We start from the raw sequence: 26,289 nt of genomic DNA, 5'->3' as shown, positions 1-26,289 counted from the left end.
AGGTCAGCGTCAGTTCCAGGTGAAGTCACTGGCCGAAAGATCGGAGGCCGTCACACCGGTCAGGGTGATCTGCATGTCGGCCGAGCCGTCGGCATCAACGTCCACATAGAGCACGTTGCCGCTCATGTAGGCCTCGGTGTTGGTGCTGTCGCCCGTGAAGGTCGAGTTGCTGCCGAGCCAGTTGAACGACCCGTTCACCAGGCCCGTGAACACCAGCTTGTCGAGACCTGCCACGAAGTCCGTGATGGTGTCGGCCGCCGAGGTGCTGGACTGGGCCACCGCCGTGAAGACGAACTGGTCCTGGCCCGAGCCGCCGGTGATCGTGTCGGCCCCGTTGCCTCCCCGCACGATGTCGTCGCCGCCGCCGAGGGACATTGTCACGCCCGCCGCATTGGTGACCACGATCATGTCGGAGAAGGAGCTGCCCGTCACCGTCTCGACATTGGCCACGGTCAGCGTCGAGGCATAGGTCAGCACCAAGCTGTCCGCGCCGCCGGCGAGATCGATGGTCAAGCCGCTCGAAGACACACCGAGCGTCACCACATCCTTGCCCGCGCCGCCGGTGATGGTCTCCACGTAGGAGACGGTCGCCGTACCGCCCGCTGCCGCGAAGGCCAGCTGGTCGTTGCCCGAGCCGAGGTTGATGTTGCCGCCGGCGTAGGCCGCACCGAGCGTCACGAGATCACTGCCGGTACCGCCGGTGATGGTCTCGACATTCGACACCGTCGCCGTGTTGGCGAAGTTGCCGAAGGTCACGCTGTCGGACCCGCCAGCCAGGTCGATGGTCGTGCCGGACGCGATCGTCGAGTAGATGACGATGTCCGAACCGGCGCCACCGGTAATCGTTTCGACGCTGGATACCGTCGCCGTGTTGCCGCCTGAACCGAGGGTCAGCGTGTCGCTGCCCGCCGCCAGGCTGATGGCACCGCGGAAGGTGCTGGTCCCGATCACGATCGAGTCGTCACCGCCCACGCCGATCACCGTCTCGATGTTGGAGACCGTGACCGTGTTGGTGCCAGTCGCCAGCGTCAGCGTATCGTTGCCCGAGGACAGATCGATGCTGCCGCTCTGGAACACCGCACCCAGCGTGATGGCATCCGAACCGGTGCCGGCACTGATGGTCTCGATGTTCGACAGCGTGGCGGTGGTGTTGCCGTTCCACGAGATCGAGTCGCTGCCCGCCGCCAGGTCGATTTCCGCACCGGTGACGGTGCCGGCCAGGATGAGGACCTGGGTGCCGGCCGCGCCGGTGATGGTTTCGGCGTTGGCCACCGTGGCCGTCGCCGTACCAGCGAAGGTCAGCCCGTCGGCACCGGCCCCGAGGTCGATGTTGCCGCCCGTATAGCCCGTGGCGATGGTCACGAGATCCACGCCCGTGCCGCCGGTCACGGTTTCCACCGCGGTCAACGTCGCCGTGTTGGTGAAGTTGCCGAAGGTCACGCCGTCGGTGCCACCAGCCAGCGAGATGGTCAGCCCGTCGGCCTGCGTGGCCAGGGTGATCACTTCGCTCGCGCCGCTGCCGATGATCGTCTCGGTGTTGGAGACCGAGTAGGTACCGCCGGCCGAGAAGGTCAGGCTGTCGGCACCGGCCGCCAGATTGATCGTCCCGAGGGTCAGGGCATCGGTTACCACGACCAGGTCGACACCGCCGCCGCCGGCGAGGGTTTCAACCGAAGTCACGGTGGCCGTGTTGCCGCCGGCTGCCAGCGTCAGGGAGTCCATGCCGCCGTTGAGGTCGATGGTACCGTCGATCTGAGTACCCAGGGTGATCACGTCGGTGAAGGTACCGGCGGTGATCGTCTCCACGTTGGAGAGGGTCGCCGTGGTCACACCGTTGGTGCTCACGCTGTCGTTGCCACCGGCCAGGTCGATGATCGCGCCGTTGACCGTACCCGAGAGGGTGATCACATCGACACCCGCACCACCGGTGATGGTTTCCACGCCGGCGACCGTTGCCGTTGCACCGGCAGCCGCGGTGATCAGGGTGTCGCCACCCGCCCCGAGGTCGATGGTGCCGCCGGTATAGGCTGCGCCCAGGGTGATCTGGTCGGTCGAGGTACCGCCCGTGATGGTTTCCGCACCGCTGACGGTCGCGTCATTGGCGAAGTTGCCAAAGACAACCGCATCCGTGCCTGCCCCCAGGCTGATCACCATGTTCACCGACTGGTCGGCGACCGTGATGACGTCGGAGCCCGTTCCGCCGGTCACCGTCTCGACTGCCGAGATGGTGATGGTGTCGCCCGCCGCGCCAATGACGAGGATGTCATTGCCGCTGCCGCCGACGAGGGTTTCGAGGCCGGTGGTGGTCAGGGTGTTGCCGCTGGCCGCCAGGATGATCTTGTCGTCACCGGCACCGGTGTTGATGGTTCCGTCGAAGGATGTGGCAATCGTCAGCGTGTCATCGCCGCCACCTGCGCTGATGGTTTCCACGTTGGACAGCGTGGCGGTGGTATCGCCAGCCGATCCGAATGTGTCGTTGCCACCCGCCAGATCGACGACGGCACCGGTCACCGTGCCGGACATGACGACCACCTGAGTGCCCGCCGCGCCGGTGATTGTTTCGGTGTTGGCCACGGTGGCTGTACCGGTCCCGTTGAAGAACAGCTTGTCATTGCTGTCGCCGAGGTCGATCGAGCCGCCGGTGTAGGCCGCGCCGAGGTAGATAAAGTCGGTCGAGGTGCCGCCGGTGATGGTTTCAACTGCGGTGAGGGTCGCCGTGTTGGCGAAGTCACCGAACTTCACACCGTCGCTGCCGGCGCCAAGGTCATAGTTGACGGTACCGTCGGCCACGTTGGCGATGGTCACGAGATCGTCGCCCGCGCCACCCGTCACGGTCTCGACGTTGGCAACCGTGATGGTGCCACCCGCCGCTGCGAGCGTGATGACGTCGTTGCCGCCGGCGAGGTCCAGATAGCTCTGGCTCACAGCACCCGAGAAGGTCACGAGATCTGCGCCGGAGTTGCCGGTGATCGTTTCGATACCCGTCGCGGTGAGCGTGTTGCCGCCGGCCACCAGGGTGAGCGCGTCATAGCCTGCACCGAGGTCGATCGCCATGGCGATCTGGCCACCCATGGTGATCACGTCATTGCCGGTGCCGCCAGTGATGGTTTCCACGCCCGTTACCGTGGCCGTGGTGTCGCCGGTGGTCGTCAGCGAGTCGTTGCCCGTGCCGAGGTTGATGGTTACGCCGGTCAGCGTGCCCGAGGTCACCACGACATCCACACCGGTGTCGCCGGTGATGGTCTCTGCACCGGCCACGGTCACGGTGACCGAGCCGCCGCTGGAAGTGGTGATCAGGGCGTCGAGACCGGAGCCCAGCGACACCGTACCTGCGGTGTAGCCGGAGCCGAGGGTGATCACGTCATTGGTCGCACCACCGATGATCGTCTCGACGTCGACCAGCGTCGCCGTATTGACGAAGTTGCGGAAGGTGACCTTGTCGTCAGAGCCGCCGTTCAGGTCCACCGTGACGCCAGTGACCTGGCTGGTGAAGACCACCACGTCCGTTGCGGCACCGCCGGTCACGGTTTCCACGTTGACGATGGAGGCCGTGCCACCGGACGCATCGAAGGTGACCCTGTCGTTGCCGGCGCCCAGATCGACCGTGGCACCGGTGGTGCCCGACCCGAGCGTCAGCAGATCCACGCCGGTCCCGCCATTGACGGTTTCGACATTGATCACGGTGACCGTGTTCGAGAAGTTGCCGAAGCTCAGGCTGTCGCGACCGCCGCCGAGATCGATGCTGCCGCTGAACAAGGTGCCGAGCGTCAGGACGTCGGAGCTTGCGCCGCCGGTGATCGTTTCGACGTTGTAGAGCGTCGCAGTGGTCGTGTTGGTGGTGGTGACGCTGTCGTTGCCGGCACCGAGGTTGATGGTGCTGCCGGTGATCACGCTGCCAAGGGTGACCACGTTGGTGCCAGCCACACCGGTGATGGTTTCAACCGAACTCAGCGTTGCCGTCGACCCGGTGCTGAACAGCACCTTGTCGCCGCCGCCGGCGAGATCGATCTCACCGCCCGTATAGGCACCTTCGACGTAGAGATAGTCGACGCCGCCGGCACCGGTCACGGTTTCGATGGCCGTGATGGTCACCGAGTTGCCGCTGGCCGAGGCCAGGGTCAGGGCGTCTGTCCCGCCGCCGAGATCAACGGTGGTTTCGGTCGCCTGACCCGTGAGGATGATGGCATCCGAAGAGCCGCTGCCGGTGATGATTTCCACGCCAGTGGCGGAGATCGTCGCGCCGGAACCGCCGATCGTCAGACGGTCGGCACCCGTGCCGAGGTCAACCACCATGCCGGTGGCCGCATCGGTCACCACGATGGTGTCGGTGGCCGAGCCGCCGGTCAGCGAGATGACGTTGCTGACGGAGACGGTGTTGTCGTAGTTGCCGAGCGTCAGGATGTTGGCGCCCGTACCCAGATCGATCTCGCCTTCGAGGATCTGGGAGTTGAACGTCACATTGTCGTCGGCCGTGCTGCCGGTGATGTTCTCGACATTCGAAACGGTCAATGTAGACGCCGCGTCGAAGGTGAGCGTGTCGATGCCGGCCCCGAGGTCGATGGTCAGACCCGTTGCGACATTGGCCAGCTCGATGACATCCGAACCCGCCGCACCGGTGATGGTCTCGACGTTGGAGACAGTGAGCGTCGCGCCTGCGTCATCGGTGGTGATGGCGTCAGCGCCTGCACCGAGGTCGAAGGTGCCGGAGACACCGCCGCTGGTGGAGACGAGATCGCTGCCCGTGCCGCCGGTAACCGTCTCGATATTGGCGACGGTCACGGTGTTGTCGAAGTTGCCGAGCGTCAGTCCGTCGGCACCGCCGGCGAGGTCGACGGTCAGGCCGGTGATCTGAGCGGCGAAGGTCAGGACGTCGGCACCGGAGTTGCCGAGCACCGACTCCACGTTGGAGACGGTCACCGTGGCGCCAGCGCTGCTGATGGCCAGGATGTCCGAGCCGGTGCCCAGGTCGATCGTTGCGCCGGTCACGCCGTTGATGAGCGTGACGACGTCGATGCCCGTGCCGCCGGTCAGCGTTTCGACGCCGCCCACCGACAGGGTGTTGGTGGCATTGGCGAGCGTCAGGGTATCGATGCCCGTACCGAGGTCGATCGTGGTCCCGGTGGCCTGAGCCCCCATGGTGATCGCGTCGGAGCCGGTGCTGCCGGTGACGGTCTCGACACCCACCAGCGTGGCGGTGCCGGCGTTGTTGAAGGTGACGCTGTCGGCACCGCTGCCGAGGTTGATGTACTCGCCGGTGTAGACGCCGTCGATGGTGATGGCTTCCGTGCCCGAGCCGCCGACGATGCTGCGGGTGTTGGCAACGGTTGCGGTCGCGCCGAGGCTCGAGAAGGTGAGCACGTCATTGCCGCCACCGAGGTCGATGTAGGACCCGTCGAGCGCACCCTTGACCGTCACCAGATCGTTGGTGTTGCCGCCGGTGATGGTCTCGATGTTGCTGATGGTCAGCGTGTTCACCTGGTTGGCGAGCGTCAGCGTGTCGGTGCCGGTGCCAAGTTCGATGGTGGCGCCGGTGACCTGTGCCGTGATCGTCACGCGGTCGCCGCCGGTGTTGCCGACGATGGTTTCCACGTTGTTGATCGTCAGCGTGCCGCCGTCGGTGCCGAAGGTGAAGGAGTCGGTGCCCGCGCCGAGATCGACGACGCCGCCGGTCATGCCGGTGCTCAGCGTCACGAGGTCAGTGTCGGTACCGCCCGTCAGGGTCTCGACATTGGTGAAGGTCAGCGTGTTGGTGTAGTTGCCGAGCGTCACCGTATCGTCGCCGCCGCCGAGGTCGATTTCGACGCCCGCCGCCACCGCCCCGAAGGTGATGACGTCAGAGCCGGTCGCGCCGGTGAGGGTTTCGACGTTGAGGATGGTCGCGGTGGTATCGCCCGTGGTGACGAGCTTGTCCGAACCGACGCCGAGGTCGATGTATTCGCCGGTGTAGGTGCCGTCGATGGTGATCACGTCGGAGCCCGCGCCGCCGATGATGCTGCGCGTGTCGGCGACAGTGGCCGTCGAGCCGGAGCCGGCGAAGGTCAGAACGTCATCGCCGTTGCCGAGATCGATGTGACCGCCGGTGAAGGCGTTGGAGATTGTCACCTTGTCGATGCCGCTGCCGCCGATGACGGTCTCGATGTTGGCGAGCGTCACCGTGTTGGAGGCGTTGGCGAGGGTGATGGTGTCCGAACCGCCGGCCAGGTTGTAGGAACCGCCGGTGATCTGCGAGCTCAGCGTGATCGAGTCGTCGAACGAACCGCCGATGACGGTTTCGATGTTGGCGATCGTCACGGTACCGCCGGAGAGGAACACCAGGCTGTCATTGCCCGCGCCGAGGTCATAGGTGCCGCCCGTGGTGGCGCCGACGATGACGACACGGTCGGTGCCGGTGCCGCCGGTGACGGTTTCGATGCCGGCAACCGACACGGTGTTGGTGTAGTCGCCGAGGATCAGGCTGTCCGCGCCGCCGCCGAGGTCGACGGTCGCGCCGGTGATCTGGGTCGCGTAGGTCACCACGTCGACACCCGCGCCACCGGTCATGGTCTCGACATTGGAGACGGTGATGGTGGTGTCGCCGACGGTCGTCAGGCTGTCGGTACCCGCGCCGAGGTCGACGATGGTGCCGGTGAGCGTGCCGCTCAGGGTGATGTCTTCCGTGCCCGAGCCGCCGATGACGGTCAGGGTGTTGAGCACCGTGGCGGTGCCGCCGGCGTTCGAGAAGGTCAGCGTGTCGTCACCGCCGCCCAGATCGATCGTGCCGCCGGTATAGGCCGCGGAGATCTTGATGGTGTCGGAGTCGGTGCCGCCGGTGATGGTCTCGGCATTGGCGATGGTCAGCGTGTTGTCGTAGTTGCCGAGCGTCACGCTGTCGGTGCCGGCGCCAAGCGACAGTTCGCCGCCGGTGACCTGAGCGGTGTAGGTGAGCAGGTCGCTGCCCGTACCGCCGAGGATGGTCTCGATGTTGGCAACGGTCAGCGTCGCGCCGTTGTCGGACAGGTCGAGGACGTCGTTGCCGGCGCCAAGATCCACCGTGCTGCCGGTGTTGGCGGCAGAGAAGACCACATAGTCTTCACCGCTGCCGGTGGTCACGGTTTCCGCATGGTCGATGGTGACCGTGTTGTCGAAGTTGCCGAGCACCAGGCTGTCGATGCCAGCGCCGAGGTCGATGGTGCTGCCGGTGATCTGCGTGGCCATGGTGATGGCATCAGAACCGGTTCCGCCGATCACGGTCTCGACGTCGGTCAGGGTCACGGTGACGTTGCCGTCGGTGGTCACCTGGTCGTTGCCGAAGCTCAGGTTGATCGTGCCGCCGGTATAGGTCCCCGACAGGGTCAGCACGTCGGTGCCGTTGCCGCCGTTGATGGTCTCGGCGCTCGCCACGGTCAGGGTGGCGCCACCGAAGTTCAGCGTCAGGCTGTCGTTGCCATCGCCGAGGTCGATGAAGCCGCCATCCTGGGCGTTGCCAATGGTGATGGTGTCATTGGTGGTGCCACCGATGATGGTTTCGACATTGGTCAGCGTGGCGGTGTTGATGAAGTTGCCGAAGGTGATCTGGTCGCTGCCAGCGGCAAGATTGATCGCCTGGCCGGTGATCTGGTCGGCGAAGGTCACGAGGTCGGTGCCGGCGGCGCCGACAACGGACTCGACCGAGGTCAGGGTCACGGTGCCACCCGAAGCGCCGAAGGTGACCATGTCGTTGCCAGCACCGAGGCTGATGGCTGCGCCGGTCACGCCCGTGCCGAGCGTCACGATGTCGTTGGTGCTGCCACCGGTCAGCGTTTCGAAGGCGCTGATGGTGATCGTGTTGATCTGATTGTCGAGCACGAAGCCGTCGGCGCCGCCGCCGAGGTCGATGTTCATGCCGGTGATCTGACCGCTGTAGGTGAGCAGATCATTGCTCGCGCCGCCGACGATCGTCTCGGCATGGCTGACGGTGGCCGTCGTCGCCCCCGTGGTGATCAACTTGTCGGAGCCGGCGCCGAGATCGATGGTGCCGCCGGTGTAGGTCCCCGACAGCGTCAGAAGATCGGTACCGGAGCCACCGGTGATCGTTTCGATTTCGGACAGGGTGACCGTTGCGCCGGCATTGGCCGTCGTCAGCGAATCGTTGCCCGTACCGAGGCTGATGGTGCCGCCCGCATAGGCGCCGCCCAGCACGACGACGTCGTTGGTGTTGCCGCCGGTGATGGTCGCCACGTTGGAGATGGTGGCGGTGTTCACGAAGTCGCCGAAGGTCACCGAGTCTGCCGAGCCACCGAGATCGATGGTGGTGCCGGTCGAAGCTGTCGCAAGGGTGACGATGTCAACACCGGCACCGCCGGTGATGGTCTCGACATAGGACAGCGTCACCGTGCCGCCACCGGCGGCGAAGGTGAAGGAGTCCGAACCACCGCTGAGGTTGATGTTCATGCCGGTGGTGGCCGCACCCAGCGTCAGGCTGTCATTGCCCGAAAGGCCGATGAGGGTTTCGATGTTGTAGGCAGTCAAGGTGCCACCGGTGGCACCGAAGGTCAGGCTGTCGTTGCCGGCGCCGAGATCGATGGCGCTACCGGTGTTGGTACCGGTCAGCGTGATCACGTCGCTGCTGGAGCCACCGAGGATGCTTTCGGCACTGCCGATGGTCACAGTGTTGTTGAAGTTGCCCAGCGTCACCTTGTCGGTGCCCGTGCCGAGGTTGACGGTCGATCCGGTCACCGCCGCGCCGAAGGTCACGACGTCGATGCCCGTGCCGCCGGTTACGGTTTCCACCGCCGTCAGGGTCGAGGTGCTGCCGGCATCGGCGAAGGTTACGCTGTCGAGACCGGCACCGAGGTTGATGTTGCCGCCCGTGTAGGCTGCGCTGACGACGATGATGTTGTTGGTCGTGCCACCGGTGACGGTTTCGATGTTGGCCATCGTCACCGTGTTGATGGTGTTGCCGAGAACCAGCTGGTCGATACCCGCGCCCAGGTCGATGGTCAGGCCGGTCGCCTGGCTCGAGACGACGATCTTGTCGGCAGACGACGAACCGGTCACGGTCTCGACGTTGGCAAGGGTAGCCGTGGTTGCGCCACCAAAGGTCAGCGCGTCAGCACCGGCAGCCAGATCGATGGACATGCCGGTGATCGCATTGGTCACGGTCACGATGTCGGAGCCGGTGCTGCCGATGATCGTTTCGACGCCGGTGAGGGTCGCCGTGCCACCGGAGGTGAAGGTCACCTTGTCGTTGCCGGTGCCAAGATCAATGTTGCTGCCGGTCGTGCCGGCGCCGAGGATGATCTGATCGATACCCGTGCCGCCAACGATGGTCGCGACATTGGCAACGGTCGCGCTGTTGGCGAAGTTGCCGAAGGTGACCTTGTCACCGCCGCCGCCGAGGTCAATCGAGACGCCGGTCGCAGCAGCAGCGAACGTGACGAGCTCCGAGCCGCTACCGCCAACGACGGTTTCCACGGAGTTCAGCGTTGCGGTCGAGTTGGTGCCAGCGAATGTCACCTTGTCGGCACCGGCACCCAGGCTGATCAGGCCACCGGTGAAGTTGTTGCTGACAACGATCGTGTCGTTGGTGGTGCCACCGGTCACGGACTCGATGTTGCTGATGGTAACGGTGTTCACGCCGTTCGCCAGAGTCAGCACATCGGCGCCGCCGGCGAGGTCGATGGAAAGACCGGTTACCTGCGCACCAAGCTTGATGGACTCAACCGAGGAGCTGCCGACAAAGGTCTCGACGTTGGTGACCGTGGCAGTGCCGCCGGCCGAGAAGGTCAGACTGTCGTTGCCCCCGCCAAGGTCAATGGTGGCACCCGTCGTTGCGGCCGAAATGGTGACCAGATCGACGCCGGAAGCGCCGTTGATCGTCTCGACGTTGGTGACCGTCACGGTGTTGGAACCGGCGGCCAGCGTCAGCTTGTCGTTGCCGGTGCCGAGGTTGATGTTGCCGCCGGTAAAGGCCGCACCGAGAACCACCTGGTCGATGCCCGTGCCGCCGACGATGGTGGCGACGTTGGAAATGGTCAGCGAGTTGGCGAAGTTGCCGAGGGTCACCTTGTCGGCGTCACCGCCGAGGTCGACGGTCGCACCGGTTGCTGCGGCGCTGAAGGTCACGAGGTCGATACCCGTGCCACCGAGGATCGTTTCGACGGCGGCGACCGTGAGGGTCGCGCCTGCATTGTCGAGAATGATCTTGTCGAGGCCCGTACCCAGCGACACGGTCGCACCGGTCACGGCACTGGTGAAGGTCACGAGGTCGTTGGTGGTTCCGCCCGTAACCGTTTCGACGTTGGTCACCGAAACGGTGTTCAGGAAGTTTCCGAGGGTCAGCTGATCGGTGGAGCCGGCACCCAGGTCGACGATCACACCGGTGGCGATGGTGCTCAGCGTCACCTTGTCCAGGCTGGTCGAGCCGAGGATGGTTTCAGCGTTGTTGACGGTAGCCGTCGCGCCAGAGGTGAAGGTCACCTTGTCGCCGGAGCCGGTACCGAGGTCGATCGAGCCGCCGGTCAGCGCAGCGCTGACCGTGATGAGGTCGTTGGTCGTGCCGCCGACAACCGTTTCGACGTTGGAAAGCGTGACGGTGTTCAGGGCATTGGCAAGCACGAGCTTGTCGGAGCCGGCGCCAAGATTGACGGCGCCGCCGGTGAAGCCATTGCCGATGGTGACAACGTCGGCACCGGTACCGCCAGTGATGGTCGCGACGTTCGAAACCGTCGCGGTGTTGGCGAAGTTGCCGAAGGTCAGGGAGTCGGTCGAGCCGCCGAGATCGACGGTGATGCCCTTGGCCTGGGTGCTCAGCGTGATGACGTCCAGGCCAGTGCCGCCCATGATGGTTTCGACGTTGGCAAGGGTCGCGGTGGCACCGAGGTTATCGGTCGTCAGCTTGTCGAGGCCGGCCGCGAGATTGATCGTGCCGCCGGTGTAGGCGCTGTCGAGGGTGATGATGTTGTTGGTCGTGCCGCCGACGATGCTCTCGGCATTGGCAACGGTGATGGTGTTGATGAAGTTGCCGAGGATCAGCGTGTCGGTGCCTGCACCGAGATTGTAGTAGCCGCCAGTGACCTGGGAGTTGATCGTGACCTTGTCGTTGCCGGAGCTGCCCGTGAGCGTGGCAACGCTGGCTGCGGTAACGGTCGAAGCGGCCGAGAGAATCAGCGTATCGCTGCCCGAGCCCAGATTGACACTGATTCCCGTGACCGAGGCACCAAGTGTAATCTTGTCGTTGCCGGAGCTTCCGACAATTGTTTCTACATTGTAGACGGTCGCCGTTGCAGGATTGGCAAAGGTGAGTCTGTCATTTCCGCCGGCAAGATCGATTTGGGCACCAGTAACAGCATCACTGATTGTGATGAGATCTATCGAGTTGCCACCGATGATCGATTCATTCGTCGTAGTTGTTGCGGTACCGGAAACGGATTTGCTCACGATCGTATCCCCAGCGCGAATATGTCGACCTCAGCCCTTCTGGCTTCGTACACCGACAATTTCTGACTTTGGGATAACTCTTCGACTAAAATATTTAACAATAAGTAAACGACCCTCGGAAATTATGGCTCAGGCAAAGTTATCTGAAAGCACAAATGTATAATCCACGGAATTTGAATCTATTATTTTCGGAAAAGGGGCTGTTTTAACCAAAATGAGCCACAGCATAATTCAAATTGTATATTTTAATCAGTCTTCCATACCAAATATTGCCAAAGTCAACAAAATTTAACTTACATTTTTTCGGACTTTTTGCCGTTATTTCACTTAAGGTCGGCTGGACGCATATTTTGGATGTCATGTACAGACGCCAAGACTTCAGCTGAAGTCGCAAAGGGCACATTTGGATGGATAATATGGTTAAGATGCCGGATCGGCAGATCTTGGTCGGGAGCGAAGTTGAACTCAGCGAACAATGTTCCCGGACTCGGTCGATTTATTACCTTTAGCAACAATCACCATCCCTTGTCGTTTCTTCTCACTTAATCTGCAATGACGCGTTGTTTCGTTTCCAGACCCACCGGTAGTTCGGTTGCCAAACGCATGCGAGATAGTGCCTGTCCTGCCAGATCTGACTGCAAGCTGTTGGAGGGACGCAAACGGCGGCATCATTGGATGCTCCAAACTCTTCGCCACGCGTTAACCCCACCGCACTAGAGTGACCTTGCCAAAATCAGAGAAGAAAGGCGCCCAAAGTGGGCGCATGGATCAGCAAATGACCGAGCGGCACGACAATATCGCCCAAAAGGCATCCAAGTCTTATGTACTCCCCGCCATAGACAGTGAATTCCTGCTGTCGGACAGCATGCGCGGCGTCCGTTTCCTGCTTGAGTACAGCAAGGCCGAGCAGACGCTGAAGTCCTGGGGCATCCGCTCGACGATCGTGGTCTTCGGCTCGGCACGTGTTCACGAGGATGGCACGGACCTGCACGCCCGCTGGTACAACACCGCGCGCGACTTCGGCCGTATTGCCTCCGAACAGGGAGGATCGCTGACCCGCACGGATGGCTACCTTGAGAATGTCATCGCCACGGGCGGCGGTCCGGGCATCATGGAGGCGGCCAACCGGGGAGCCCGTGACGCCGGAGCCCCGACCATCGGCTTCAACATCACCCTGCCGCATGAGCAGGAGCCCAACGCCTATACGACGCCGCAGCTGACCTTCCGCTTTCATTACTTTGCGATGCGCAAGATGCATCTGGCCATGCGCGCCAATGCGCTGGTGGTGTTCCCGGGCGGCTTCGGCACCTTCGATGAGCTGTTCGAGCTCCTGACGCTCGGCCAGACCCACAAGGCAACCCGCATCCCCGTGGTGCTCGTCGACAAGGCCTATTGGACCAAGGTCATCAACTTCCAGGCACTCGCCGACTACGGCATGATCCGCGAGGAGGACATCGGCCTCGTCCACTTTGCCGAGAGCGCGCAGGAGATCTGGGACCATCTCGTCTCGCAGGACATCGGCAGCCATCGCGATCACGCCAAGCGGTATGGCGGTCTCTGACGCCCCCTGGTGCGGGGCGACATCGGCGTTCGGCCCGGTCGTTCCGGGCCGATGGCGCCTCTTGTCGTCGTCCTCGGAAGGACGGTGACATGCACCTCCCCTTTGGGCGACGAAGTTGCGACATTGGCGCCGCGCCCATCGGGCGCCGGGTGACATTGGCGCCAGCCTTTTCTCCGAATTTTGCCGCTATCCACGGCTTTCTCGACTGAAGCCAAGTGAATTGCCGGCGGGCATTTGATAGCGTCCGCCCCCATGACCGACATAGCACTCCCCGAAGACGAGACCGACGCCGGCTACGTCACCCCGGCCATGGCGCAATTCATCGAGATCAAGGCAGCCAATCCTGACTGCCTGTTGTTCTATCGCATGGGCGATTTCTACGAGATGTTCTTCGAGGACGCAGAAATTGCGTCCCGGGCTCTCGGCATCACTCTGACCAAGCGTGGCAAATACATGGGCCGCGACGTGCCGCTGTGCGGCGTTCCGGTGCACGCCGCCGATGACTATCTGCAGCGCCTCATCGCCCTCGGCCACCGGGTCGCCGTCTGCGAACAGCTTGAAAATCCAGCAGAAGCTCGAAAGCGCGGCTCAAAATCCGTGGTGCGCCGGGACGTTGTCCGCCTGGTGACGCCGGGCACTCTGACCGAAGACAACCTGCTCGACGCCCGCCGTTCCAACTTCCTGGCGGCGGTTGCCCGGCAAAAGGGTTCGGACGGGGCCGGCGATCTCTTTGCCGTTGCCTGGGCAGACATGTCCACCGGCGTGTTCCGCCTGGCCGAAACCGCAACCGCCGGCATCGCCGCCCTCCTCGCCCGCATCGAACCGCGCGAATTGCTGGTCCCTGACAATCTCTTCGACGAGGATGACCTTCGGCGCACCTGGAAGGCCTCCAGCTCGGCGGTCGTTCCCCTGCCCCGCGCCTTCTTCGACGGCGCCACCGCCGAACATCGGCTGACCACCTTCTACGGCGTCCGCTCCCTTGATGCCTTCGGAACCTTTTCGCGCCTGGAAACCACCGCGGCGGCGGCCATCGTCGCCTATGTGGAGAAGACGCAGGTCGGCAGCCGCCCGCCGCTGGACGCTCCGGCACGCGAGACCATCGGCGGCGCCATGGCGATCGATGCCGCGACCCGCGCCAATCTCGAACTGACCCGCACGCTCTCGGGCGAACGGCGCGGCAGCCTGCTGGCCGCGATCGACCGGACGGTGACCGGTGCCGGTGCCCGCCTGATGGCGGACCGGGTGGCGAGCCCGCTGACCGACCCGCTGCAAATCCGCGATCGCCTTGATGCGGTTGACTATTTCGTCGCAGAGACGACGCTTCGCGCGCGTCTTCGCGCCGATCTTGCCGGCGCTCCGGACATGGCGCGTGCGCTCACACGGATCACGCTCGACCGCGGCGGACCACGGGATCTGGCGGCGGTCGCCGCGGGATTGTCGGTGGCCGCCCGGCTTGCCGAGGATCTGGACGGGATCGCGGCGGCAGGCTCCGAGATCGCCCGCATCGTTGACGGGCTGAAGAGCGCACCGGTCGCGCTTGGCCAACATATCAACGCCACCATCGACGACGAGTTGCCGCTGCTCAAGCGCGACGGCGGTTTCGTGCGGCGTGGTGTCCACGCCGACCTCGACGACGCCCGCGCCTTGCGGGACGAGAGCCGTCAGGTAATCGCAGCCCTGCAGCAGACCTATGCCGACCTTGCCGAAATCAAGAGCCTCAAGGTCCGCCACAATGGCGTGCTCGGCTATTTCGTCGAGGTCTCCCCGGCCAACGCCGCCGCGATGATGTCCGAGCCGCTCAACCGGACGTTCATCCACCGCCAGACGCTGGCCAATGCCGTTCGCTTTTCGACGACCGAACTTGGCGAACTAGAGGGCCGGATTGCCTCGGCGGCGGAACGGGCGCTGGCCATCGAGCTGTCGATCTTCGCCAGCCTGTCCGCAGACATCATTGCGGCCGGTGAGACCATCAAGCGGGCCGCCGACATGCTGGCGGCGCTCGATGTGGCCACATCCCTCGCCGAACTGGCGACAGCCGAAGGCTACATGCGGCCGAAGGTCGACGACAGCCTTGCCTTCCACATCGACGGCGGGCGCCATCCGGTGGTCGAGCAGATGCTGCGGGAAGAGGGCCAGAGCTTCGTGGCCAATGGCTGTGACGTCGGCGGCGACAGTGCCGGCAAGCTCTGGATTGTTACCGGCCCCAACATGGCGGGTAAGTCGACCTTCCTGCGCCAGAACGCGGTCATCGCCATCATGGCGCAGATCGGCTCGTTCGTTCCGGCACGAACCGCCCATATCGGCGTGGTCGACCGCCTGTTCAGCCGTGTGGGCGCGGCCGACGATCTGGCACGCGGCCGGTCCACGTTCATGGTCGAGATGATCGAAACGGCCGCCATCCTCAATCAGGCGGGACCGCGCTCCTTCGTGGTGCTCGACGAGATCGGGCGCGGCACCGCCACCTTCGACGGCCTCTCCATCGCCTGGGCGACCATCGAGCATCTGCACGAGGCCAATCGGTCGCGTGCCCTGTTTGCCACCCACTATCATGAGCTGACAGCGCTGTCGGAGCGCATGCCGCGGATCGTCAACGCCACGGTGAAGGTCAAGGAATGGAAGGGCGACGTCATCTTCCTGCACGAGATCGTGCCGGGCGCCGCCGACCGCTCCTATGGCATTCAGGTGGCCAAGCTTGCCGGGTTGCCGCGAGCGGTGGTGGATCGCGCGCGCTCGGTCCTCACCGAGCTCGAAAAGACGGGCGGAACGAATACCGCTGGCGTCCTCGACGACTTGCCGCTGTTCTCGGTGGCGCGGCGCAAGACCGTTGCCGAACCAACGCAAGCGGATCCGGTGGAGCAGGAACTGCTGACGCTGCTGGACGGGTTGCAGCCCGACGAGATGACCCCGCGGGCTGCCCAGGATGCGCTCTACCGGCTCAAGTCCATCCGGGCGCGCATGGAAAAAGGGCAGACCTGACAAGAGTGAAGGCAAAAAAGCTTTCTTTTTTGCATTATTCTTCAAGCAATATCCGATATAGCCGCTCTGGACTGCTGCAGACCCAAGGTTACTCGATGACGAAGACGCCTGACATCACCCCGTTGATCGACGAGGCCGCCCTCCGATCGCAAATCAAGCGCATGTGCAAGGCGAGCGGCCCGGACGTGGATCCGCGGGCCGATATCCTTGGTGTCCTCAAGCAGACCAATCTCGAAGGGCGCGCCAAGGCCCGTGCGCTGCTGGCGGCAGATCGCAACGGCATCGGCTGCGCCATCCGCCTGTCGCAGATGATGGACAGCTTCATCCGCATCATCTACGACCACGCGGTCAGCCATGTGTTCAAGGTGACCAACGCTTCCTCGTCCGAGCGCATGTCGATTGCTGCCGTGGGCGGATATGGGCGCGGCACGCTGGCGCCGGCGTCCGACATCGACCTGCTGTTCCTGCTGCCCTACAAGCAGACGCCTTGGGGCGAGAGTGTTGTCGAGTATCTCCTCTATTTTCTGTGGGATCTGGGCTTCAAGGTCGGCCATGCCACGCGCCGGGTGGACGAATGCGTTCGGCTTGCCCGCTCGGACATGACGATCCGCACCGCGATGCTGGAAGCGCGCTGGATCTGGGGCGACAAGGCGCTCTATGGCGACATGCTCCAGCGCTTCCAGGCGGAAGTGGTGCGTGGCACCGGGCCGGAGTTCATCCTGGCCAAGCTTGCCGAACGCGATGAGCGGCATCGGCGCCAGGGCACGTCGCGCTATCTGGTGGAGCCGAATGTCAAGGAAGGCAAGGGCGGCTTGCGCGACCTGCACACGCTGTTCTGGATCTCCAAATATTTCTACGAGACGTCGACCACCGACGAGTTGGTCAAGCACGGGGTGTTCTCGCGCAAGGAGCTGACGCGCTTTCACAAGTGCGAGGATTTCCTCTGGGCAGTGCGCTGCAACCTGCATTTCGTGACCAACCGCGCGGACGACCGATTGGGGTTCGACAATCAGCGGGAGATTGCCAATCTCCTCGGCTATCAGTCGCATCCCGGCCTCGAGCCGGTCGAGCGCTTCATGAAGCACTATTTCCTCGTGGCCAAGGACGTGGGCGACCTGACGCGCATCTTCTGCGCGGCGCTGGAGGAGAACCACGCCAAGCCCATGCCCATGCTCGACCGCGTGCTGCGCCATACGCTGCGCCGGCGCAAGAAGAGCCTGCCGGAGACGCCGCAGTTCGTCATCGAAAACGATCGCCTGTCGGTCGCCGACGAGACCATCTTCGAGAAGGACCCGGTCAACCTGTTGCGCATCTTCGCGGTGGCCGACAAGAGCAACCTCGACTTCCATCCCGATGCACTGAAGCTGATCACCCGCTCGCTGCGGCATATCGACGGCGATCTTCGCGACAATGAAGAGGCCAACCAGCTGTTTCTCGACGTCCTCACGTCGAAGAAGCACGCCGAGACGGTGCTGCGCTCGATGAACGAGACCGGCGTTCTCGGCCGCTTTGTCGCCGACTTCGGCAAGGTCGTGGCGATGATGCAGTTCAACATGTATCACCACTATACCGTCGACGAGCATACGCTCCGGGCGATCGGGCTGCTTGCGCAGGTCGAACGCGGCGAAGGTGGCAACGACCATCCGCTCGCCACCGAGCTTTTCCGCCATGTGCAGAACCGCAAGGTTCTCTATTTCGCGCTGTTCCTGCACGACATCGCCAAGGGGCGACCGGAAGATCATTCGATTGCCGGTGCCAGGATTGCCCGCCGCCTCGGCCCGCGCTTCGGCTTTTCGGCCAATGAGACCGATCAGATCGCCTGGCTGGTGGAACAGCACCTGACCATGTCGATCATCGCCCAGTCGCGCGATCTTTCCGACCGCAAGACCATTCGCGACTTTGCCGCGGTGGTGCAGACCATCGATCGGCTGCGCATGCTGCTGATCCTGACCGTGGCCGATATCCGTGCCGTGGGTCCGGGCGTGTGGAACGGCTGGAAGGGACAGTTGCTGCGCACGCTCTATTACGAGACCGAGCCCTTCCTCCTGGGCGGACACTCGCAGCTGTCGCGCGACCAGCGCGTGGCGAGCGCCAAGTCCGAGTTGGCGGCCCAGTTGTCGGGCTGGTCCGGCGAGGAGGTGGAGACCTATCTCAAGCGGCACTATGCGCCCTATTGGCTGCGTGTCGACCTGCCCGAAAAGCTGCTGCATGCCGAGCTGCTGAAGCGCACGGACGCCGAGGGACGGCGGCTCGCCACCAGTTTCCGCACCAAGAAGTTCGAAGCGATCACGGAGCTGGTGGTGGTGGCGCCCGACCATCCGCGCCTGCTCTCCACCATTACCGGTGCCTGTGCGGCATCGGGCGTCAACATCGTCGACGCGCAGATCTACACCACGACCGACGGGCTCGCGCTCGATACCATCCTGATCAACCGCGAGTTTCCCGAGGATGCCGATGAACTCAGACGTGCCGAGCGCATCTGCAAGCTGATCGAGGCGACGCTGGAAGGCCGCGAGGAACTGCCCGAGATGATCGCGCGCCGAGTGGCGCAGAAGAAGCTCTCCAAGGCCTTCGTGTTGCCGACGGAAGTGACCTTCGACAACACGATCTCGGACAAGTTCTCGGTGGTGGAAGTGTCCTGCCTTGACCGGCCGGGCCTGCTCTACGACATCACGACCACGCTCAGCGACCTCAATCTCAACATCGCCTCCGCCCATATCGCCACCTTCGGCGAGCGGGCGGTGGACGTGTTCTATGTCACCGATCTCACCAATCTGAAGGTCCATTCCGGGCAGAAGCAGGCCTCCATCCGGCGGCGTCTGACACAGGCTGCCGCCGAAGCTGGCGATGCTCCCTCCAAGAAGGCAGGCTGACGGCATGAGTCTGGTCAAGAACTTCGTCACGGTGGGCGGAGCCACGCTGTCGTCGCGGCTGCTGGGTTTTGCCCGCGACGTCTTCATGGCCAACATGCTTGGCTCCGGGCCGATCGCCGATGCCTTCTTCGTCGCCTTTCGCCTGCCCAACCTGTTCCGGCGCCTGTTTGCCGAAGGTGCCTTCTCCGCCGCTTTCGTGCCGCTGTTCGGCCGGGCTCTGGCTGACGGCGGCAAGCCGGCGGCGCGCAAGCTTGCCGAAGACATTCTTTCCATCTTTCTCCTGTCCTTGACCGTGGTGACCATCATCGCGGAACTTGCCGCTCCCTGGCTGGTGGGGATTCTGGCGCCCGGCTTCATCAAGGAGCCGGAGAAGTTCGCCGCCGCCGAGACGATGACGCGCATCATGTTCCCCTATCTCGCCTGCATGTCGCTGACGGCGATGGCGGCGGGCATGCTGCAATCCTTCGGCCGTTTCGCCGTCGCCGCCTTTGCGCCAAGCCTGCTCAACATCGTGCTGGTGGCAGCGCTGGCGATGATCTGGTGGCAGAACTGGGCCGGAACGCCGCAGGCGGCCTATACGCTGTCCTGGGCCGTGTTCATCTCCGGCTTTGCCCAGCTGGTGGCCGTCGGTGGATCGCTCGTGTTCATCGGCTTTCCGGTTTCGCTGACCCGACCGGGCTATGGCGACAACGTGAAGCGGTTCGTCAATCTCGGCATTCCCGGCGTCATTTCCGGCGGCATCACCCAGATCAACATCGTGGTGGGCACGATCATCGCCTCGATGCAGGCGAGCGCCGTGTCCTGGCTCTATTTTGCCGACCGCATCTATCAGCTGCCACTCGGAGTGATCGGGGTGGCCATCGGTGTCGTCCTGCTGCCGGATCTCACACGCCGGGTGCGCACGGACACGCCGGAGAATGTGTTCCACACCCAGAACCGGGCGCTGGAATTTGCCATGGCGCTGACCATGCCGGCGACGGTGGCGCTGATCGCCATCGCCCATACCATCATGCAGGTGCTGTTTCAGCGTGGCGCCTTCACGGCGGCGGACACGACAGCCACCGCCAATGCCCTGATCGCCTTCTCGGTGGGCCTGCCGGCCTTCGTGGCCATCAAGGTGTTCCAGCCGAGCTTCTATGCCCGCGAGGATACCAAGACGCCGACGGTACAGGGTGGCATCTCCGTGGCCGTGAATGTGGTGGCCTCGCTGGCGCTGTTTCCCTTCATCGGCCATGTGGGCATTGCCGCCGCGACCTCGCTGGCCGCCTGGGTCAATGCGCTGATGCTGGTGGCGGTGCTGATCAAGCGCGGACATTTCGTGGTGGACAGCCTCCTCGTGCGGCGCCTTGTGCTGCTGGGCGTCGCCAGCCTCGCCATGGGCGGGGCCCTCGTCCTCGGCGATCGCTTTCTGGCCGATCGTCTCGCTTCGCGGCATGAGCTGGAGGCAGGTGGCGCGCTGCTCGCCCTGTGCCTCGGCGGCATGCTGGTCTACGGGCTCGCAGCCATGCTGACCGGTGCGGTGGACGTGAAACGCTATGCCAAGGCGGTGCTGAAGCGTTGACCCTCCGTCAGGTGCTGCCTTGAAACTTGCCGGACGCTCATTCATAACACGCCGCCCACTGTCGGGCATATCTGAGGAGCCGTCCCGGTTCCGCCGGTCCCAACGGCGGCACTCCGGGGTGGGGTTCCCAATCATCCGGGTCCAAACCGATGTCCTTTGTGCCTCTCGTCTTTTCCGGTGTTCAGCCGACCGGCAATCTGCATCTCGGCAACTATCTCGGCGCCATCAAGCGTTTCGTTGAAATGCAGGCGACCCATGACTGCATCTATTGCGTCGTGGACCAGCATGCGATCACCGTCTGGCAGGATCCCTTCGAGCTCAAGAAGCAGATCCGCGAAGTGACTGCTGCCTTCCTTGCCGCCGGTATCGACCCGGTCAAGCATATCGTCTTCAATCAGAGCCAGGTTCCCGAGCATGCGGAACTGGCCTGGGTGTTCAACTGCGTCGCCCGCATGGGCTGGCTCAATCGCATGACGCAGTTCAAGGAAAAGGCCGGCAAGGACAAGGAAAACGCGTCCGTGGGCCTGTTCGCCTATCCGACACTGATGGCCGCCGACATTCTGGTCTATCGCGCAACGCATGTGCCGGTGGGCGAAGACCAGAAGCAGCATCTGGAACTGGCCCGCGACATCGCCCAGAAGTTCAACAACGACTTCAAGGCGTCGATCGTTTCCAACGGCCACGACGGCGAACTTGGCTATTTCCCGCAGCCCGAGCCGCTGACGCAGGGTCCGGCACCGCGGGTGATGAGTCTGCGCGACGGCACCAAGAAGATGTCGAAGTCCGATCCGTCTGACTATTCGCGCATCAACCTGACCGACGACCAGGACGCCATCGCCCAGAAGGTGCGCAAGGCCCGGACCGATTCCGAGCCGCTGCCGTCCGAGGTCGATGGTCTCAAGGAACGTCCTGACGCGGACAATCTGGTGACGATCTACGCGGCGCTTGCGAGCAAGAGCCGCGCCGACGTGCTCGGAGAGTTCGGCGGTTCGCAGTTCTCGGTGTTCAAGCCGGCACTGGCCGATCTCGCGGTCTCCGTGCTGTCGCCCATCAACACGCGGATGCGCGAGCTGATGGAAGACCCCGGTCACATCGACGCCGTGCTGGCCGACGGTTCGGAGCGGGCCGGTGCCATCGCCGCCAAGGTGATGGGCGAGGTCAAGGACATCGTCGGCTTCCTCAGGTCGCGCAAGTCCTGAACGAGACCTTGCCTTGGGATAGACTGCGGCGGCATCTTGCCGCCGTTGTCGTTTCGGCGCTAGATTCGGCCCATGGTTTCAAAACGTCTTTCCCGTGAAGAGGGCCACCGGAGAAAATTTCTCTGCGTGGTCGATGATACGCCCGAATGCGATCGGGCTGTCATCTATGCCGCTTCGCGTGCCGCGCGTTCCGGTGGCGGGCTGGTGATGCTCTATGTTATCCCGCCCGGTGACTTCCAGCATTGGCGCGGGGTGGAGGAGATGATGCGGGCCGAGGCCATGGACAAGGCCGAGGAGAGCCTGGCCCGCCGCGCTGAACGCGCCCGGGCCTTCGCCGCAATCGATCCCGAACTGGTCATCCGCGAGGGCAAGGCGCCGGACGCCATCAATGCGGTGATCGAGGAAGACCGGGACATTTCCATTCTGGTGCTCGCCGCCGGCGTGGGGAACGAGGGACCGGGACCGCTGGTCTCGGCGGTCGCCGCCAAGTCCGGCATCGGCTTTGCCATTCCGGTGACCATCGTGCCGGGCAACCTGAGCGATGACGACATCGTGGCCGTGGTCTGATTTTCCATCGAACTGAGGGCGATCGCATTCGCTCGTCCGTGGACGACATGCGTGCCCTCACCAATTGTTCATTTGCATCTTCAGCTTTAGTCTTTATGTATGTAGCTTAGAAAAGTTCCAATCAGGCTACCTGCTGCCGTCTGTGCGAGGCTGCGATAGCCCGACGCTACGGCGACAAAACGGATCAGGAGGCAGTGAGGCGGCGTGGACACCTTGTGTCCGGCTGACTGAGGCCCCACGGAGACAAGCGATGTTCATTCAGACCGAAGCCACCCCGAACCCGGCGACCCTCAAGTTCCTGCCCGGACGCACCGTTCTTGACGGCAATCCGCGGGAATTCCTGTCGGTCGAGGAAGCGCAAGGATCTCCGCTTGCCTCCGCCCTGTTCACGATCCCCGGGATCACCGGCGTTTTCTTCGGCTATGACTTCGTCACCGTCACCAAGTCGGACCCGGACTGGACGCGGCTGAAGCCCGCCGTGCTCGGCGCCATCATGGAGCATTTCATGTCCGGCGCGCCGATCCTGTCGGGCGGCGAAGCGGCGGCCAGCGCCGAGGACTTCGACCCCAAGGACAGCGAGACGGTCGAGACGATCAAGGAACTTCTCGAGACGCGCGTGCGCCCGGCCGTGGCGGCCGACGGCGGCGACATCACCTTCCGCTCCTTCAAGGACGGTGTGGTCTACCTCAACATGCGCGGCGCCTGCGCCGGCTGCCCGTCGTCGACAGCGACGCTCAGGCACGGCATCCAGAACCTGCTCAAGCATTTCCTGCCGGAAGTGCAGGAAGTGCGCGCGGTTTCCTGACTTTTCAAAGAGCGTATCGAGAGTTTGCGAGGGGCGCTTTTGGCGCCCCTTTCTTGTTGTCTTTCCCTTTACGGGCGCTGGCGCGCTCCTTTCTTGTTGTCTTTCCTTTACGGGCGCTGGCGCGCTCCTTTTTCATTATGGCAGCGGCAGGCTTTTTTCCTCCGCCTTGCACAGATCGGCGATGATGCAGCGGCCGCATTCGGGCTTGCGCGCCTTGCACACATAGCGCCCGTGCAGGATCAGCCAGTGGTGGGCGTGCTGCATGAAACGCTGGGGGATGATGGCGGTGAAGGCCTCCTCCACCGCCAGCGGCGTCTTGCCGGGCGCGATCCCAAGCCGGTTGCCGATGCGGAAAATGTGGGTATCGACGGCAAAGGTCGGCTCGCCGAAGGCGATGTTCAGGACCACATTGGCGGTCTTGCGGCCGACGCCGGGCAGCGCTTCGAGGGCAGCGCGATCGTGGGGCACCTCGCCGCCATGCTCGCGCACCAGCGCGTCCGAGAGCGCAACGACATTCTTGGCCTTGTTGCGATAGAGGCCGATGGTCTTGATATGCTCGCGCACCGCCTCCTCGCCCAGCGCCAGCATCTTGGCCGGCGTGTCGGCCACCGCGAAGAGGGCGCGGGTTGCCCTGTTGACACCGGCGTCGGTGGCCTGGGCCGAGAGCACCACCGCCACCAGCAGCGTGAAGGCGTTGACGTGCTCAAGCTCGCCCTTGGGCTCGGGATTGGCCCGCTCGAACAGATCGAAGATGGCCTCGACCTCGGCGGGCGAATAGCGGAGCTTCGGCTTGCGCGGGCGCGCCGGGCGGGCGCCGGCCGGCTTGTCGTTTTTGGGCTTTGACTTTTGCTCGGACATGTTCCCCAATACTGGACTTCATGAGCCCAGAATTCCCTCTTGTCGATCCGCCGGTGTTCACCGCGCAGCTCAGGCCGCATCGCTCGCTCGACAGGCGGGGCTTTGCCGCGCTGATGGCGGGGCTCGCTGTCCTGTCCTTCGGCTGTGGCAGCTTCTTTCTGGCGATCGGTGCCTGGCCGGTGTTCGGCTTTTTCGGTCTCGACGTCTTTCTGATCTATCTGGCCTTCCGGCGCAACTTCGCCGACGCGCGGGCGCATGAAGAGATCAGGCTTTCCCTCGACCGGATCGAGTTTACCAAGGTCGACGCCCGCGGGGATAGCCGATCGCAAGTCTTCAATCCGCGCTGGGTGCGGCTCCATGTGGAGCGCGACCATGATGGCGATCTCCTGTCGGTCGGGCTTGCCTCGCAGGGTGTGGTGCACCGGATCGGCACCTTTCTCGGCGCCAGCGAACTCGAGAGCTTTCTTGATGCCTTCTCGCGTGCATTGGCGGAGGTGCGGGCTGGGCGGACGGATTTTTTTGCGCCGGCTTGAAGCGGCGTGCGAGAATCGGGTGGTTGAATCGACTTCGGCTTCCTAACTTGGGGCCATGATCGCCGAGGAGCTTTCCATGGACGCCATTGCCCGCACCGACAACCTGAGCCGCCCGCCCCAATCGGCGAGCTGGCTGCACAAGGAATTCAAGATGAGCGAACCCGTGCCGCTCGACCGGGACGGGGCCGACTATGTGCTCGTCCGCGACACCATCCAGTTCATCTCGGAGAACTGGCGCGACCAGCCGGAGCTGGAGACCATCGCGGCGGCCGTCGGCACCGACCAGAACCATCTGCATCGCCTGTTCACCCGCTGGGCCGGGCTGACGCCGAAAGCCTTCGTGCAGGCGCTGACGCTGGATGAGGCGCGGCGCATGCTGGATCAATCCTCCTCCATTCTCGACACCGCCTATGAGGTGGGCTTGTCGGGGCCGGGGCGGCTGCATGATCTGTTCGTCACCCACGAGGCCATGAGCCCGGGTGCCTACAAGGCGCGGGGCGGCGGGGTGACCATCGCCTATGGCTTCCATCCCTCGCCCTTCGGTACGGCGCTGCTGATGGCCACCGACCGCGGCCTTGCCGGCATCGCCTTCGCCGACCCCGGCGAGGAGGACAAGGCGCTCGACGACATGAAGGCGCGCTGGCCGGCGGCGGCCTATGTGCACGACCCCGTCGTCACCGCACCCTATGCCTCGCAGGCCTTCAAGCCCGCCGACTGGTCCGCCGACCGGCCGATCCGGCTGATCTTCATCGGCTCGGACTTCGAGGTGCGGGTGTGGGAGACGCTGCTGAAGATCCCGCTCGGCAAGGCCACCACCTATTCCGACATCGCCCGGCACATCGGCAATCCCAATGCCGCCCGCGCCGTCGGCACCGCCGTCGGCAAGAACCCCCTCTCCTTCGTCGTGCCCTGCCACCGCGTGCTCGGCCGCCAGGGCGACCTGTGCGGCTACCACTGGGGCCTCACCCGCAAGAAGGCCATATTGGGCTGGGAGACGGGTCTCGCCGCGCAGCTCGGCGGGCAATCGTGACAGCGATCACGCCGGAGTTCCTGGGGTTGGCGTTTCTCGTGGTCGCCTCCCCGGGCACCGGCGTGCTCTATACGCTGAGCGAAGGTCTGACGCGCGGCGCCCGGTCGAGCCTGATCGCCGCCTTTGGCTGCACGCTCGGCATCGTGCCGCATCTTCTGGCCGCGATCACCGGGCTTGCCGCGCTGCTGCACGCCAGCGCCGTGGCTTTTGCGACGCTGAAATATCTCGGTGTGGCCTATCTCCTCTATATGGCCTGGATGACCGTTCGCGACCGCAGCGCGCTCTCCGTGGAGACCTCGGCGCCGACCCGATCGGCGGGGCGGATCATCGTCAGGGGCATCCTTCTCAACCTCCTCAATCCCAAGCTCACCCTGTTCTTCTTCGCCTTCCTGCCGCAGTTCGTCGACGGCGGCGGACCTGGCGCCCTTGCCACCATGCTGGAACTCAGCGCAACCTTCATGGCCATGACCTTCGCGGTCTTCGCCCTCTACGGCATCTTCGCCGCCGCCGTCCGCCGGCATGTTCTGGCGAGACCCGCGATCCTTGCCGGACTGCGCTACAGCTTCGCCGCAGCCTTCGCGGCGCTGGGGGCGAGGTTGGCGTTGGCGAGGTGAGGCATGAGACGGCCCGCTCAAAGGACGTTTGCCGGCACCTTGTCATGCCGTTGGCCTACCCCCCTCTCCCCCTCTCCCCCTCTCCCCCCTCTCCAACTCTCCCCCTCAAGGGGGGAGAGAGCTTAACGAGCTGACCACCGCCCATCCTTCAAGGTTTCCACCCACATTCCTTCCAAGGTTCTGCGTGGAACCAATCGGCACTCTCTCCCCCCTTGAGGGGGAGAGTTGGAGAGGGGGGTATTCCCCGGCTGCCGCGTGCCTCCGCCCATCCAGCCCCCACAAACACCTTCACCTCCGCGAGGCCGAGGCCACCGG

General features: G+C 64.1%; 12 protein-coding genes. 10 read left to right on the top strand and 2 right to left on the bottom strand.

What is annotated here, in order from left to right; all coding sequences use genetic code 11:
* Nucleotides 1-9 precede the first annotated feature (9 nt).
* Nucleotides 10-11,397 (bottom strand): calcium-binding protein, encoded by an 11,388-nt coding sequence (locus L2I41_RS06730; protein ID WP_237152748.1) that lies wholly within the window; start codon nucleotides 11,395-11,397, stop codon nucleotides 10-12.
* 775 nt (nucleotides 11,398-12,172) lie between these two features.
* On the opposite strand from L2I41_RS06730, the gene L2I41_RS06725 reads away from it, so the two are divergent.
* The 7 genes from L2I41_RS06725 (at nucleotide 12,173) to L2I41_RS06695 (ending at nucleotide 22,939) form a co-directional block, all read left to right on the top strand.
* Entirely contained in the window at nucleotides 12,173-12,958 is a 786-nt protein-coding gene (locus L2I41_RS06725; RefSeq protein ID WP_237152747.1) for an LOG family protein, read from the top strand.
* A 252-nt stretch (nucleotides 12,959-13,210) separates the two neighbouring features.
* Nucleotides 13,211-15,934 carry a DNA mismatch repair protein MutS gene (gene mutS / locus L2I41_RS06720; RefSeq protein WP_237152746.1) on the top strand — a complete coding sequence of 908 codons (2,724 nt, stop codon included), beginning with the start codon at nucleotides 13,211-13,213 and terminating at the stop codon, nucleotides 15,932-15,934.
* Nucleotides 15,935-16,029: 95 nt separating this feature from the next.
* Nucleotides 16,030-18,807, top strand: a complete 2,778-nt coding sequence (locus L2I41_RS06715; RefSeq protein ID WP_237152745.1) for a [protein-PII] uridylyltransferase — start codon at nucleotides 16,030-16,032, stop codon at nucleotides 18,805-18,807.
* A 4-nt stretch (nucleotides 18,808-18,811) separates the two neighbouring features.
* Entirely contained in the window at nucleotides 18,812-20,368 is a 1,557-nt protein-coding gene (murJ, locus tag L2I41_RS06710; RefSeq protein WP_237152744.1) for a murein biosynthesis integral membrane protein MurJ, read from the top strand.
* Nucleotides 20,369-20,517: 149 nt separating this feature from the next.
* Entirely contained in the window at nucleotides 20,518-21,567 is a 1,050-nt protein-coding gene (gene trpS / locus L2I41_RS06705) for a tryptophan--tRNA ligase (protein WP_237152743.1), read from the top strand.
* 72 nt (nucleotides 21,568-21,639) lie between these two features.
* A complete protein-coding gene (locus L2I41_RS06700) occupies nucleotides 21,640-22,134 on the top strand; it encodes a universal stress protein (protein WP_237152742.1) in 495 nt (164 codons plus the stop codon).
* Between the two features lie 250 nt (nucleotides 22,135-22,384).
* Nucleotides 22,385-22,939, top strand: coding sequence for a NifU family protein (locus L2I41_RS06695; protein ID WP_237152741.1), 555 nt, complete (start codon nucleotides 22,385-22,387; stop codon nucleotides 22,937-22,939).
* Nucleotides 22,940-23,074: 135 nt separating this feature from the next.
* Here L2I41_RS06695 and nth read toward each other — a convergent pair whose 3' ends face one another.
* Nucleotides 23,075-23,797 carry an endonuclease III gene (nth, locus tag L2I41_RS06690; protein ID WP_237152740.1) on the bottom strand — a complete coding sequence of 241 codons (723 nt, stop codon included), beginning with the start codon at nucleotides 23,795-23,797 and terminating at the stop codon, nucleotides 23,075-23,077.
* Nucleotides 23,798-23,817: 20 nt separating this feature from the next.
* On the opposite strand from nth, the gene L2I41_RS06685 reads away from it, so the two are divergent.
* The 3 genes from L2I41_RS06685 to L2I41_RS06675 all read left to right on the top strand — a co-directional run bounded on the left by L2I41_RS06685 (nucleotide 23,818) and on the right by L2I41_RS06675 (nucleotide 25,974).
* Nucleotides 23,818-24,330 (top strand): DUF2244 domain-containing protein, encoded by a 513-nt coding sequence (locus tag L2I41_RS06685; RefSeq protein WP_237152739.1) that lies wholly within the window; start codon nucleotides 23,818-23,820, stop codon nucleotides 24,328-24,330.
* Nucleotides 24,331-24,481: 151 nt separating this feature from the next.
* A complete protein-coding gene (locus tag L2I41_RS06680) occupies nucleotides 24,482-25,360 on the top strand; it encodes a methylated-DNA--[protein]-cysteine S-methyltransferase (RefSeq protein ID WP_237152806.1) in 879 nt (292 codons plus the stop codon).
* A 5-nt stretch (nucleotides 25,361-25,365) separates the two neighbouring features.
* Nucleotides 25,366-25,974, top strand: a complete 609-nt coding sequence (locus L2I41_RS06675; protein ID WP_237152805.1) for a LysE family translocator — start codon at nucleotides 25,366-25,368, stop codon at nucleotides 25,972-25,974.
* The last annotated feature ends 315 nt before the right edge of the window (nucleotides 25,975-26,289 follow it).

The sequence above is a fragment of the Oryzibacter oryziterrae genome, assembly GCF_021864535.1.
Classification (GTDB): Bacteria; Pseudomonadota; Alphaproteobacteria; order Rhizobiales; family Pleomorphomonadaceae; genus Pleomorphomonas; species Pleomorphomonas oryziterrae.
This window is presented reverse-complemented; position numbering and strand designations above follow the sequence as displayed.